The following is a 14,309-nucleotide window of genomic DNA, read 5'->3' on the forward strand; positions in this document are numbered from 1 at the left end:
ACCCCCGGCCCCGCCTCCGCCCCCGGTGCCTTCCGTGCAGACCTCCCCCAGCTCGTACCCGCCCTGGCAGATGCACCGGCACTCCTCGATGAACCCCGCCTCCTCGCAGACCGGCTGCACCGTGAACGACGCCGAGGCCTTGCGCCCCGAGCGCTCCGTGACCTCCACGATCAGCTCGTAGGGCACCCCGTACAGGTCCTGCGACGCCCACTGGTTGGGGCAGGTGGGGATGTTCGAGAACGTCGAGATGTCCGTCGGCACGCTCGACGCCCACCCGTCCTCCCCGGGCCTGAGGTTCACCGTGCGCGACTCCGGCCTCACCTGCTTGCTCACCGGATCCCGGAGCGCGCCCGCGAGCAGCACCGCGCAGGGATCGATGTTCCTCGCCCGCACCCCCGCGAACACCACCCGCCCTCCCTGCGGCGGGAAGATGTTGTGCACCACGCTCCCCTCCTCGACCGGATAGGCCTGGTAGTCGGGATCGAGGGCGATGATCTCCAGCTCGATGGGCGCGTTCACGTCGCCGACCGGCTCGAACAGGCAGCTCGGTCCTTCGGGATCCGGCGGCGGCTTCGGGTCGTCGGGACACCCCGCGATCAGGCCGCAGAGAGGGAGCAGGAGGAGGACAGCGCCTGGAGAGGCGAGGGGGCGCGCGCGCATGAAGGACCCAGGATGCAAGAGATGGGCGCACGCTCCGCCCGGAGCCGTGAGCCGGCAAGGAGTTTTGGCAGGAGCCCCGGCGCGGCGGGTTTTTGGAACTCGGGTCATGCCGTCGGAGCCCGGCGGCGGTCTTCTGGGGCGTGCGGAAGTCCGTGCTTGCTCCTGGTGAAGAAGATCACCGTGAAGTGCCAGGCGCTCCGCCATGACACCCGCGCCACCCGTGCCGCGGGGGTGAGCCAGCGTGGCGCGTTTTCGGCGTTGATCCCGCGTGGGTAACGCCGCGTGGCCGTTTGGCGAGCTTACGTAGATGTGAGTGAGCCCGCGCGGAGACCTCCTCCGGGTCAGGACGGTCGAAGCAAGCTCGCGTGGCCATGGGGCGGGCCTGCGCAGGGGTGGGTGCGCCGGCGTGAGAGCCTCGGCGCAAGCAGGGCAGCGGAGGTGAGCGCGCACCAGAACCGCGGCGAGATCAGGACGGCGGAGGTGGGCCCGCGCCAGGACCGCGGCGGGGGCAGGACGAGGCGCGCAGCGGGGGCAGTGACGAGGCGCGCGGCGGGGAATCTTGCAGGCACGTGGGAGTATGTGGGAGCGATGTCGCCACAAAAGCGTGCTCATGATGTAGCCCGCTCGTTGACAGGCTCTGGACCGTTCTTAACGTGAGCTTCGCCCGGACTTTCCAACCTGTCCGGAGTGGAGACCAACGTCATGAGGTTACCGTCAGACAGCGCGTCGTCGCGCGTTCACGCGTCGTTCGCGAGCTTCACCTGGTCGTCTCTCGAAGCCTGGTCCGAGTTCTCGGCCTTGCCACAGACCGACCGCACCGCCTTGCTGGCCCTCGCGGTTGCCCTGCGCACCCGCATCGACAACCTCCTCACGGAGACACGCGCGACCGAGGATCACGTGATGTTCGCGCGTCCCGCGGCCCGGGCGCGGCAGAACGCCTGGCTCGCGCTCCTCAGGCGCACGGCCGGTGAGGCCCAGGCCATGGTGAGCATCCGGGCTGGCCACAGCTCGAAGGATCACCCGACGGTGCGGGAGTTCCTGCCCAAGCTGCAGGCCACCATCACCGGCAAGAAGATCACCGCGCGTCCAGCGGCCGCCACCAAGGCGGCGAGCCGGCTGGAAGGGCTCCAGGTGGCCTTCCCGGAGAAGGCGGAGCTTGCCGAGCGTCTCCGCACGGTGGCGGTGAGCGCCAAGGCGGCGGTCACCGCGAGCGCTGCCGCGCGCGAGGAGTGGAGCGAGGGGCGCTCCCGGGAGACGGTCGCGAAGCAGCGGCTGCGGCTGGAGCTGGAGAAGACCCACCGGCTGCTCGGGGCGCAGTTCCCGGGGCAGCGCGACTTCGTGGAGTCGTTCTTCCTGCGCGGCACGAAGCCCAGCGAGGGCGAGGAGGACGAGGAAGAGGTCGAGGAAGCGATCGACGAGGGCGCTGACGAAGGCGAGGCCGACGAGGGCGAGGCCGACGAGGGCGCCGAGGTCGACGAGGCCGACGAAGGCGACGAGGGCGCTGACGAAGGCGAGGTCGAGGACGACGAGGTCGACGCGCCAGCGTCTGCCGCCGCCCCGGCGTGATCGAGGACCAGCTCCGCGGGGCCTGACCCTCCCCGCGGAGCGTGGTCACGCCGGCTGCTTCTTCACGGCGCGGTAGGCGCGCTGCGCGCCCGTGACGAGGAGGAGCGCGAGGATGCCCGTGAGCACCCCGAAGAGCGCGTTCAGCGTGGTGGGGATGAGGGCGGCGAGCAGGCCGCCGATGCCCGGCACGCCGGAGGCGGCGTGGGCCGCGCCCTCGATGGCGTGGTGCACCGGGGGGATGCCGTGGGTGAGGATGCCGCCGCCCACCGTGAACATCGCGGCGGTGCCGACGACGGAGAGCATCTTCATCAGCTTGGGGGCGACGAGGATCAGACCTCGGCCGAGCTTCTTCAGGACGGCGCTGGGTTGCTTGCTGAGGTAGAAGCCGGCGTCGTCGAGCTTCACGATGCCCGCGACGAGCCCGTAGACGCCGACGGTCATGAGCAAGCCGATGCCGGTGAGGACGACGACCTGCTTCATGAACGAGGCCTCGGCGACGGTGCCGAGGGTGATGGTGATGATCTCGGCCGAGAGGATGAAGTCGGTGCGGATGGCGCCCTTCACCTTCTCGCGCTCGAAGGCGACGATGTCGACCTCGGGGTTGGCGAGGGCGTTCAGGCGGCCCTCGTGCTCGGAGTCTTCCTCGTTCGCGTGCAGGAACTTGTGGGCGATTTTCTCGAAGCCCTCGAAGCACAGGAAGGCGCCGCCGAACATGAGCAGAGGGGTGATGGCCCAGGGCAGGACGGCGCTGATCGCGAGCGCCGCGGGGACCAGGATGCACTTGTTGACGAAGGAGCCCTTGGCGACGCCCCAGACCACAGGCAGCTCGCGCTCGGCGCGGACGCCGTTCACCTGCTCGGCGTTCAGCGCGAGGTCGTCGCCGAGCACGCCGGCGGTCTTCTTCGCGGCGACCTTGGTCATCAACGCCACGTCATCGAGGATGGTGGCGATGTCGTCGATCAAGGTGAGGAGGCTGCTACCGGCCATGAGAGGGTTCCTCGTTCGCGGAGAGGGAGGGGCGGATGTTGCCGCGCCGTGGTGTGGCCCGTAAAGCGGCCGGTGTCGAGAGCGTGCAGCACGGCGATGCGCGGCGGTGCGCCGCGGTGCTCGGTGGTGGGCAGCGCGGCAGCGCGGCGGTGCAACGGTGCAGCGGTGCGGCAGCGCGGCAGCGCGGCAGCGCGGCAGCGCGGCAGCGCGGCGGTGCGCGGCCGGGGTTCAGCTCCCGTTGCGGTGTCTGCTGGACGGAGGGTCGTCCGCAGGGTCGCGGCGTGGCGCGGGCCGGGTGGCGCGGGTGGAGCCGCCGGAGGAAGGCGGGGGTCCCTCCTCGACCTCGGCGAGGTACTCCGCGAGGAGGCGGTCGCGGAGCAGGGCCGAGGCAGGCATGGGAGGCAGGGTGGGGAGGCGATCGGTCCAGGGGGGCTCGTCTCCGGGTTCCTGGCGTGGATCGGGGCGGCGCGAGGCGTGCTCCTGCACCTCGCGCACGGGCCGCACGCTGGGCTCGACGAGGGTGACGGCGGGCGGCGCGGCGGTGGTGATGTCGTCGAAGTCGGTCCAGTTCCCGGTGCTGGTGAAATGATCTTCGAGGCCCGCCGGCCACGTGGGAGGCGCGGGCGGGATGTCCATGGTGTCGATGCCGTGCCGGGACGAGGGCGCCGGAGGGGATTGCGTGGAGAGGGGCGCCGGGGGCTCCGCCGTGGGATGGAGCGGAGGCGGTGCCGCCGTGGGTCGCGCGCGCGGCGGGACCATGGTGGGTTGATCGTCGGCCCAGGTGTCGGCGTCGTCGATGGGGGTGTTGCTCGGATCCGTGGGGCGATCGCGAGGGATGCGGGGGTCGCCGGGGGCGCGGGGGGCGCGGGAGTCGACCGGCGCGTCGGCATGGCTGGTCGGCGCGACGGGCGCCCTGGCCGTGAGGGGAAGTGCGGGCTGCGCGCGGGCTGCCGTCGCGGGCGGCGAAGGCTGCGCCGTCGGCGCCGAGCGCGCCGTGTAGAGGGGCTGCGCGGGCTGCGTGGGCTGCGCAGCCGGGGCGGCGCTCACCTTGGCAGGAGGTGTCGGCCGCAGGCGGGGATCGACCGCAGGCGCCGCGGTCTGCGCGGAGAGGAAGCCCGCGGCCTGGGCGGCACGCGCGGGGAGGTGGCCAGGGCGCCCGGATTCGGCGGGAAGGCGAGGGGGCGGCGGGACGAGAGGCTGCTCGATCTCGGCGGCCGGCGGAGGGAGCGTGGAGTGGAGGTTCTCCGCGCGGATCTTCTCGAGCAGTGCGGCGCGGTCGACCTGGGGAGGGCGCCGGACGCTGCGCGGTGCATCGGCACCCACGGCGCCCCGCGAGAGGTGGGGGGAGTGCGGGGATTCGGAAAGCGCGACGCCGCGCGGGGGGTCGGAGATGGCGGTGTGGCGCGGGGGGTCGGAGATGGCGGTGTGGCGCGGGGGGTCGGAGATGGCGGTGTGGCGCGGGGGATCGGAGATGGCGACGCCTCTGGGCGCGTGCGGCGCGTGCGGCGCGTGCGGCGCGTGCGGCGCTTGCGGCACGTCGGATACGGTGATGCCGCGGGGAGGATCGGCGAGCCCCGCGCCTCGTGAGGCGTGCGGAGCATCGGAGATGGCGACGCCGCGGGGAGGATCGGAGAGGGTGGCGCTGCGTGAGGGGTCTGCGTGCGCGGTTCCCCGCGAAGGATCGACGGCCGCGGCGCCCGGCGGTGGGGTGAGGGGGCGGCCCATCCAGGCGGCGACCACCGGCTGCCCGGAGGGCGGGGGTCTGTCGTCGCCACTCGCGGGCGTGACGCGCACGCCGCGCTCGATGCGCCGCGCGAGCTGCCCGAGGGGCTGGGTGGTCGGGTTCGCTGCGGGCAGCGGGATCGGGCTGCTCTGCTTGCGCCGCGAGGAGGGCGGGGGCTGCATCTGCAGCGCGGCGGGGGGGCGCGTGCTCTGCGTCGCCTTCGGGGTCGTCCACGCGGCGGTGCCAGGGGCGGTGCCAGGGGCGGTGCCAGGGGCGGTGCCAGGGAAAGGGGTGTTCCGGGCGGAGACCGGGGCGCGTGCGGGGGCCGGGGCTCCGGCGGCTCCGGCGAGGGCCATGCGCAGGGCGCGGGTCTGGCCGAGATCGGCGTCGATGATGCGGGCGATGGCGCGCTCGGGCTCGCCCTCGGCGCGCACGGCGAGGTCGATCTCGAAGGGCTGCTCGAGCAGGGCGCCGGTGGCGTCGTAGAGCACGCGCACGCGCGGGGTGGTGAGGCGGGAGGGCTGCTCGGGCGCGGTGACCACCACGCCGACCTCGGAGGTGCTCAGCTCGACGAGGGTGCCCGTGGGGAGGAAGCCGAGGGCGCCGAGGAGGAGCTTCACCAGGGTGCGCTCCGTGGTGCTCCAGATCCCGAGGAACGAGGTGCTCGATGGGCCGCTGCTCTGGGGACCATTGCCGATCACCCCGATCTGCACCGCGCCGAGGGCGGTGCCTCCGGGGGCGCCGGGGCGCGCTGCGTGGGCGCCTGCGTTGGGGGCGGCGGGCGCGAGGGGCGGACCTCCAGGCATGGCGCCGGGGGGCACGGTGCTCGTCGTGCTCGCGACGGAGGCGCCTGTCGCCGCCGCGCCCGCAGGTGCCGGGCTGGCCGCGGTGGCGGCGGGGGACGCGCCACTCGGGGCAGGCTGGCAGTACTCCAGGAGGCGGAGGAAGACGTCGTCGAGTGGGGTGCGGGGGATCGCCCCGGCGCCGAAGGGGGGCACGGCGCGCAGCTCGGTGAAGGCGCGGGCGACGCCGAGGACGCGGGCGAGCAGCGTCGGTGGGCGCCGGCCGGCGTAGAGGGGAGCGCGCTTCACGCCAGGCCGGAGGGTGAGCGCCTCGTAGAGGATCACCGTGCGCGACATGGAGGGCGTGTGCAGCTTGCCGAGGGCGGTGAGGGCCGCGGCGGCGCTGGCCGGGACGCGCTGCAGCTCGTCCTCGTCGAGGGCGCGGTCGAGGCCGGGCGGGGGGAGGGAGGTGCGGGTCGCGACGCTCGGGGGCGCGGGGACCGACGTGGGGGCGACGCTCCGCGGCGGCGGCTCCGGCGTGCTGTGCGGGGGGTCGGAGGTGGCGCGGCCTTCGGCGCGGGGCTCGTCGATGCGGGGCACGCGGGCGTGCGGGAGGCGCGACGGGAGGCGGAGCAGGCGCCTCCGGCCGGCGTCGTAGAGCAAGGCCGCCGTGGCGAGGGCCGAGAGGGGGCGACGTTCCACGGTGAGCTGGCGGGCGATGGAGAGGGCGACGACGGCGGTGGCGACGGAGAGGACCGCCTCGTCCGGATCGGACTCGGTGGAGATGGCCAGGGTGAGGAGGGGGCGGGGATCTTCCTCGACGAGCGAGACGAGCTTCTGCGCGGCGCGGCGGACCCGGTCGAGCGCCACGTCCTCGCCCGCCCGCAGCTCGGCGTGGGCGGCGCGCATCACCAGGATGGAGGCGGCGTAGGCGCGGATGGAGCGGGTGAGGAGGGGCAGGTCGGGGGCGACGGTGGCGCTCGCCATGGGGGAGGGGACGCTGCGGGCGCGCACGCCGCGCAGCTCGCTGCGGGTGAGGCGCTCGACGGCGGCGCGGTCGCGCTGGGCGTCGGCGAGCATGCGCGCGAAGACGGCGAGGTCGGTGCGGGAGACGGCCTTGTCGAGGGTGATCTCGTTGAGGCCGCAGCCGTTGAGGAGGGCGCCGAGCTCGCGGGCGGTATCGTAGCCCTCGCGCGAGGTGCGGAGGACCTGGCCGTTGACGAAGATGCCCTCCTCCGCGAAGACGAACGAGACGGCGTCGACGCCCGCGACGGCGCAGAGGTCGGTGACCGAGCCGCACGCGGCGGGGATGAGCGAGGCGACGGTCTGGTTGGAGTCGCTGTGCAGGAGGCAGGCCTTGACCACCCGGTAGAGGCCCTGCACGGCGGCGGCGGCGGCGACGCGGCGCACGTCGCCAGCGCCGCTGCTCGGGGCGTCGAAGCGAGACTGCCCGGTGGTCAAGGCTTTCTCCCGGAGGGCGGCGGGCGCAGGCTGGAGTTGTTGCGGCCGCTGCCCGGCGGCGGGGCGCTGGGCGGCGGGGGCATGGTCGAGGCGCGGCGGGAGAGGGGCGAGCTGCCCTCGGAGGCCAGCTCGGCGCTCCTCCGGCGGGAGTGCCGGGCGGCGATGGAGGGCACGGCGCGCGCGGCGGCGTCGCGCACGGCGGGGTTGCTCCCCCAGCGGGGCTTCGTGGCCTCCTTGACGGCGGTGAGGGCCTCCTCGCTGGAGGCGAAGGTGGCGAGCACCTGGGCGGCGATCTCGCGGGTCTGTTCGAGGGCTTCGGAGGGCAGGAGGTGCCTCTTTTCGAGCAGCTCGATGGCGAGGCGCTCGGCGCGTGCGGGGTTCAGGCGGACCACGGTCTCCAGCCACTCGCGGCGCTCCTCCACGGAGCGGTCGTGGAAGCTCGTGGCCTGGATGTGGCGGACCAGGGTGGGGCCCGCGGCGAGGAGGCTGAGGCGGGCGATGGTGCGCAGGGCTTCGAGGCGGGCCGCGGTCTGGGGCTCGTCGAGGAGCCGCTGCAGCTCCTCGCGGATGCGGTCGCCGGAGCCGGTGGTGCGCGCCGGGTTGGCCGCCGCCTCGGTGTCGCGAAGGTCGCGAGAATCACGGGGATCGCGGGGATCGCGCAGGTCGCGGGGGTCGATGCGGCTGTCGCGTGTGTCACGCGTGTCACGCGTGTCACGCGCCGGATCGGGCAGGAGTGCGAGGGCGCTGACCCGCACCTCCAGGTGGGGGTTGCCGAGGGCCGCTTCGAGGGCGGCCGTGGCCTCGGGGGTGCGCAGGCTGGAGAGCAGGCGGAGGATGGTCAGGGCGTGTGCTTCCGGGGCGCGGGGCAGGATCTCCGCAAGCTCGGCCTCGCGGCCCGGGAGCCAGCGGTGGAGGAAGCCGAGGAGCACCTCGCGCACGCGGTCGGACTGCACCCGGCCGTAAGCGTCGCAGGCGGCGAGGAACAGGGAGCCGTCGGGGAGCGCTTCGAGGGCGAGCCCGAGCCCCTCGGCGACGCCGGCGGCCACGGGAGGCGGCGGGGGAGGCAGGCCGGCGGCCTGGCGGCCGTAGGCTGCGTCGTCGCCGGCTGCGGGCTCGTCGGGGCCGTAGGTGGTCAGCTCCTCGAACACGGCGCGCAACGCGGTGGGCGGGAACATGGACGCGGTGAGCGCGCGGTGGACGCCGGGCAGCGAGCCGGGCAAGCCATCGTGCCGGCCCTCGGCCCGCACGGAGAAGGCGCGGCGCAGGGCGGCGTGCACCTCGAAGGCGAGGGCCAGGTTGTGCAGGGCGATCTGGTCCTGGGTCCACTCGGAGAGCGCGGCGAGCAGGGAGGGGGCGTCGCCGCGGCGGGCCGCCTCCAGGTAGGCGTCGACGAAGGCGTCGAGGAAGCGGTCGCGCCACTGCTCGAAGGGGGGGGAGATCTGGGCGCCGAGGGTGCCGAGGGTCATGCGGTCGACAGCGCCGAAGGCGAGTGCCCTCCCGGGCATCCCGGGCGAGGCCGTGGCCGGGCCGTCGCGCAGCGACGCCTCCATGTTGCGCTGCATGACCCGGCCTTCGAGCGAGTCCTCGTTCCAGAGCCGGTCGATGCGGGCGAGGTTCAGGCAGAGGTCGAGGCTCGCCTCGTCGACGGCCTGGGGGTCGCCCTCCATGAACGAGTCGACGGCGAGGTAGGCGATGTGCTCGAAGCGGCGGTCCCAGAGGGCGGTGATCGAGTCCTCGTCGCTGCCGAAGGCGCGATCGCGGAGGAGGATGGCGGCGAAGTCGCGCAGCTCGAGGTCGGTGAGCCCGGGCTTGAGCTGGATGTGGCGGATGCCGTCCGCGAAGAGCTGGAAGGGGATGCGGTCGAAGGGGGCGCGATCGGGCTGCCACACCGGCTGGCCGCCGACGAGGAACGCGCCGGGCGCCACGTCCCAGCGCATGCCGGTGGGGTCCTCGGCGAGCATGCGGGTGATCTCCTCGAGCACCGCGGCGAGCCCGCGCGCCACGTAAGGGTGGCTGAAGCCGTACTGGCGCGCGCTGCCGAGCACCGCGGCGAGCTGCTTCCAGGCGCTCGCGACGCGCTGCATGGTCTCCTCGCGGGAGGGCTGGCCCTCGCGCAGGGGGCCGCCCTCGGCGTCGCTGAACACGTCGTTGGTGCGGACGATGACCCCGGGGCCGCGCACCGGGGTGCCGGGGGTGAGCCGGCCCGCCGCGTTGGCCGCGAGCAGGCCGCGCAGCTCGGCGCGCATGGCGGTGGCGGTCTGGAAGCGGCGGCTGCGGTCGAAGGCGAGGGCGCGGTCGACGAAGGCCACGACCTCCACGGGCAAGCGCGGGGCGGCCGGCGCGAGGGAGGGCGCGGGCTGCGTCGCCGCGAGCAGGTACGCCTCGGCCTCGGTGCGGCCCTTGCGGAGCGGCTGTCCGGAGAGGGTGACGTAGAGCGAGGCGCCCACCGACCAGAGGTCGGCGCGGCCGTCCACGGTCCCGAGGCCCATGGCCTGCTCGGGCGCCATGAAGGCCGGCGTCCCGTAGGTGAGGCCGACCCGGGTGAGGCGGCGGTCCGCTTCGCCCTGCTGTGCGAGGCCGAAGTCGAGCACCTTCACCTCGCCGTCGGCGGTGATGAAGACGTTGGCCGGCTTGATGTCGCGGTGGACGATGCCGAGGGCGTGGCAGCATTCGAGCAGGTCGAGCACCGCGTCGAACACCGCGAGGGCCTGCTCGAGGGGCAGGGTGTCGCCAGGGCGGCGGAGGAGCCGGCGCAGGGTGGTGCCGACGAGCAGCTCCATGACCAGGAAGGGCTCGCCGCGGGCGCTCACGCCTTCGTCGAGCACCCGGACCCGGCCCGCGTGCTCGATCTGGTTGGAGAGCTTGCCCTCCTGGAGGAAGCGCGCCCGCGTCGTGGGATCCTGGCCGAGCGCGGCGTGGAGGACCTTGAGCGCCGCGCGGCGGCCGCTCACGTGCGTTCCGCTGAATACGGCCGCCATGCCACCGATGCCGAGGACCTCGTTGAGGATCCAGGAAGCATTCAGGGGGGTGCCGACGCGGCTCGCCGCTGCGTCGATCAGGGTCGGCTCCGGTGGGGGCTGGATGGTCGGGTGGGCCATGAACCCGGAGTTCGGGGCGCAGCGGGAGGTCATCCCGGAGCCCTCGAGCTGTGGACACGCGGGGCATTGGCAGCCCCAGCGCGAGCATACATGGGTTGACCGCGAGAGGCGCGAAAGTTGACGCTGTTCACAGCGACGCAGCGCAACGCGTCAGCGCTCGGTCTCGGCTGAAGTGCGTGCACAAAAATGCGTGCACACGAAGTGTGGTTCACGTGTGTGCTTTCTGGCCATGGATGTCGCGCTTGAGGTAGCGTGCGCCGCCGTGCGTCGAGCAAACCGGACGGTGGGACGAGCGTTGCTCGGCCTGTGGACCGCGATCTCTCTCCTGGTGGACGCTTCGAGCGCGGTAGCGCAGCCAGCTCCTCCTCCCGAGCCTCCCCGAGTGCCCCCCGCGGCTGGCGCCTCTCCCACAGCGCCGACGCAGCCCGCGCAACCCGCGCAACCCGCGCAGCCCGCAACGTCGACGCCCTCTGCGCAGCCCGCGACGTCAGCGCAGCCCGTGGTACCGGCCGCGGAGGACGCGCCCGCACTGCCTGCGCCTGCGCCCGCGTCTGCGGTGCCGGGTGACCCGGACGCGCCGCCCACGCCTCCGCCTCCTGGTGGCGCGGCGACGAGCCCGTTCCCGCCGGAGGCGCCCCTCGGAGACGCGAGGAAGCCCGATGTCACTCCGCCCCTCGACGCGCCGACGCCGGCTCCGCCGAGCGGGAGCTTCCAGTTCGGCTCCTATGGACGCGTCATGCTCGGCGGCGACCTCACCGGCCGCCCGGGCCGCGACACCGACATCGTCGCCCGCGGATCGCGCCTCGACGAGAATACGTACCTGGAGCTGGAGTTCCGTCGCGAGGACTACTGGAAGAAGACCGACTCCAACACCCAGATCGTGGCCACGCTGGCCTTCCAGCACCCCATCTTCCATTACAACGGCGTGTTCGACGGCGTGGTGGCGATGCGCAACCTCTACCTGGAGTCGCGCGACCTGCTCACCAAGGGCCTGGCCTTCTGGGCCGGCTCGCGCATGTACCGCGGCGACGACATCTACCTGCTCGACTGGTGGCCGCTCGACAACCTGAACACCCTCGGCGCGGGCGCCTGGTACAAGTTCAACGAGGACCGCACGGTGGTCGCGCTGCACGGGGGCCTGACGCGCCCCCAGGACGGCTTCTTCGGCCAGACGGTGGAGCGCCCGTTGCCGCTCAACCAGGTGGGCGCGGCGCAGGTGGACATCCTCTCGCGCCAGAAGTTCATCGGCAGCCTCAAGCTGAACCACCGCATCCAGCTCGGGGAGAAGGCGGGCGCGAAGGGCATCCTCTACGCCGAGACCCACCAGCTTCCGAGCGGGCAGCGCGAGACCGACGCGGGCCGCTTCGACCGGCTCTCCTCGGACAGCGGCTACGTCGTCGGCGGCCAGGTCGGCGCCTGGACGGGCGAGCGTGACACCTTCGTGAACCTCTTCGTCCGCTACGCGCGCGGCCTCGCGGCCTACCCGGACTTCGCGGCGCCGGGGCAGCTCGCCATCGAGACCGCGGACGACGGCATCACCGAGTACACCACCTCGGGCGCGCACGAGTTCCGGGTGGCGCTCGGCGCGAACTACGAGAAGGGGCCCATCGGGGTGATGTTCGGCGCGTACTTCCGCTCGTTCCGCAACGCCAACCCCGACCTCGACCTCAACGACGTGGACGAGGGCATCGTCATCGCCCGGCCCCACTACTTCATCGGGGAGAAGGGCGGCATCGCGGTGGAGGCGTCGTACCAGGCGCAGCAGCGCGGGGTGCTCACGCCCTCGCCCGAGGGGACGCTCGGGGGCGAGGGGCCGGCGGGGCTGCACTCGGCGGGTCTGGCGCGGTTCGGGATCATCCCCTTCCTGTCGCCCGCGGGGCGCGGCGACTACGTACGGCCCCAGATCCGGGCCATGTACGTGATCACCCTGCGCGACGCGGGGGCGCGCGCCCTCTACCCGCAGGACGACGTGTTCGGCCTGCGCAAGGTGGAGCATTTCTTCGGGATCGGGGCGGAGTGGTGGTTCAACAACACCTGGAGCTACGGTGGGTGAGATGAAGAAGCAGCGCACGAACCGTTTCCTCGCGCCGCTCACGGCGCTCGCCCTGGCGCTCCCGCTGCCCTTCGCCACGACGGGCTGCATGCAGATGGACGAGGAGCTCGCGGCAGGCGAGGTTCCCCTCCAGCCGCACGTGGCCGACTGGCGCGACGAGATCATTTACCAGGTGCTCGTCGACCGCTTCGCCGACGGCGACGCCGGCAACAACTTCCGCGTCGACCGCACCGCGCTCGGCAAGTGGCACGGCGGCGACTGGCGGGGCCTCGAAGAGAAGCTGCCCTACCTGGAGGAACTCGGGGTCACCACCCTCTGGATCTCGCCGGCCGTGAAGAACGTCGACACCGACGCGGGCTTCGACGGCTACCACGGCTACTGGACCCAGGCGTTCCTGGAGACGAACCCCCACTTCGGCGACCTCGCCGCGCTCCGGCGCCTGGTCAACGCGGCCCACGATCGGGGGATGAAGATCATCCTCGACATCGTGACGAACCACATGGGGCAGATGTTCTACTACGACATCAACGGCAACGGTCAGCCCGACATCCAGACCTTCGGCGGCGGCAAGCCGGGTCAGGACATCGTGGTGAACGTCACCGAGTACGACCCCGAGTTCGATCCGCGCGGCGTGCAGGCGCGCACCTCGCTCGGCGAGTCGGGCCCGGCCAAGGTGGTGTTCCAGTACGACCCGGCCTCGAACCACGTGCCGCCGGATCTGCCCTTCTTCCAGACGCCCGACGCCTACAACCGCAAGGGCCGCACCTTCAACTTCGACGACCTCGACCAGCTCGTGCACGGCGACTTCCCCGGCGGGCTGAAGGACATCGACACCAGGCGCTGCGAGGTGAAGACCGCCATGGTCGACGTCTTCGCCCGCTGGGTGGAGCTGACCGACATCGACGGCTTCCGCATCGACACGCTGAAGCACGTGGAGCACGAGTTCTGGCGCTTCTTCACCCAGCGGGTGCGCCAGCGCCTCGCCGCCAAGGGCAAGACGAACTTCTTCATGTTCGGCGAGGCCTTCGACGGCAACGACGCCCTCATCGGCAGCTTCACGAAAAAGAGCGTCCCCTCCCACCCCAACGACGAGGCGCTCGGCGGCGACCTCGCGCGCGAGAACGCCGAGTGCCCCGGCGAGGGCCCGCCCCTCACCGGCGACACGCTCGACGGCGTGTTCTACTTCTCGCAGCACTTCCAGGCCTTCCGCGACGTGTTCCGCCAGGGCGGGCCGACCCGGAACGTCGAGACCCTCTGGAACGCGCGCCGCGACAACTACGGCACCGAGCCCCACGCGGACGGCACGGGCCTCGCGCCCACGCAGACCCTGGTGAACTTCATCGACAACCACGACGTGGCGCGCTTCCTGTACACGGGCGCCGGAGCGCCGGAGCTGCCGGAGGGCCGTGATCGCTACCTGGCGCTCAAGAACGCGCTGCTCTTCCTGATGACCGAGGACGGCATCCCCTGCCTCTACTACGGCACCGAGCAGGGCTTCGAGGGCGGCAACGATCCGGCCAACCGCGAGCCGATGTGGGACGGCAACCCCATGCTGAACCTGCCGGCCTACGACACCTCGGGCGACCTGTTCTCCTGGACCCGGCGCCTCACCCGGCTGCGCCGCGGCTACCCCGCGCTCACCCGCGGCGACCTGACGGTGCGCTGGTCGACGGAGGCCACGGGCGGGGAAGAGGACGCGGGGATGCTCGCCTTCTCGCGCCAGGTGGACACGAGCTACGCGCTCGTCGTCTTCAACACCCACACCTCGAACGAGAGCACCACCGCGGCGGGAGGAGTCACCATGGCCACCGGCCGCGAGCAGGGCTCGGTGCTCGTCGATGTGCTGTCGGACGCGCAGACCCCTTACGAGGTGGGCCCCGGCGGGACGGTGGCGGTGACCCTGCCGCCGATGAGCGGCGCGATCCTCGTCCCGCGGGAGCAGATCGTCTCCGGCCTTTGAGCCAGCACCGAGCCCGGAG

At 72.9% G+C, this 14,309-nt stretch carries 7 protein-coding genes; 3 read left to right on the plus strand and 4 right to left on the minus strand.

Features of this window, described 5'->3' with window-relative positions; genetic code table 11:
- Nucleotides 1–660 (minus strand): hypothetical protein (locus CAP_RS31700; RefSeq protein ID WP_063748784.1); only part of this gene is annotated, 660 nt, incomplete at its 3' end.
- A 702-nt stretch (nt 661–1,362) separates the two neighbouring features.
- Here CAP_RS31700 and CAP_RS31705 point away from each other — a divergent pair.
- The gene (locus CAP_RS31705) at nt 1,363–2,226 is read left to right on the plus strand and encodes a hypothetical protein (RefSeq protein ID WP_156041323.1); all 864 of its coding nucleotides are present in this window, start codon (nt 1,363–1,365) and stop codon (nt 2,224–2,226) included.
- 45 nt (nt 2,227–2,271) lie between these two features.
- Here CAP_RS31705 and CAP_RS31710 read toward each other — a convergent pair whose 3' ends face one another.
- The 3 genes from CAP_RS31710 to CAP_RS55255 all read right to left on the minus strand — a co-directional run bounded on the left by CAP_RS31710 (nt 2,272) and on the right by CAP_RS55255 (nt 10,310).
- Nucleotides 2,272–3,213 carry a DUF808 domain-containing protein gene (locus CAP_RS31710; protein ID WP_044247744.1) on the minus strand — a complete coding sequence of 314 codons (942 nt, stop codon included), beginning with the start codon at nt 3,211–3,213 and terminating at the stop codon, nt 2,272–2,274.
- 228 nt (nt 3,214–3,441) lie between these two features.
- Nucleotides 3,442–7,179: a hypothetical protein gene (locus CAP_RS31715; RefSeq protein ID WP_044247745.1), complete on the minus strand. Its 3,738-nt coding sequence runs from the start codon at nt 7,177–7,179 to the stop codon at nt 3,442–3,444.
- Complete coding sequence (locus CAP_RS55255) at nt 7,176–10,310, minus strand: serine/threonine-protein kinase (RefSeq protein WP_052376394.1); 3,135 nt, start codon at nt 10,308–10,310, stop codon at nt 7,176–7,178. Before CAP_RS55255 ends, CAP_RS31715 begins: the two co-directional genes overlap by 4 nt.
- A gap of 523 nt (nt 10,311–10,833) precedes the next feature.
- On the opposite strand from CAP_RS55255, the gene CAP_RS31725 reads away from it, so the two are divergent.
- Both CAP_RS31725 and CAP_RS31730 read left to right on the plus strand, forming a co-directional pair.
- Nucleotides 10,834–12,330, plus strand: a complete 1,497-nt coding sequence (locus CAP_RS31725; RefSeq protein WP_197041442.1) for a carbohydrate porin — start codon at nt 10,834–10,836, stop codon at nt 12,328–12,330.
- Between the two features lies 1 nt (nt 12,331).
- Nucleotides 12,332–14,290 (plus strand): alpha-amylase family glycosyl hydrolase, encoded by a 1,959-nt coding sequence (locus CAP_RS31730; protein ID WP_052376395.1) that lies wholly within the window; start codon nt 12,332–12,334, stop codon nt 14,288–14,290.
- Nucleotides 14,291–14,309: the final 19 nt, after the last annotated feature.

The sequence above is a fragment of the Chondromyces apiculatus DSM 436 genome, assembly GCF_000601485.1.
GTDB classification, from domain to species: Bacteria; Myxococcota_A; Polyangia; order Polyangiales; family Polyangiaceae; genus Chondromyces; species Chondromyces apiculatus.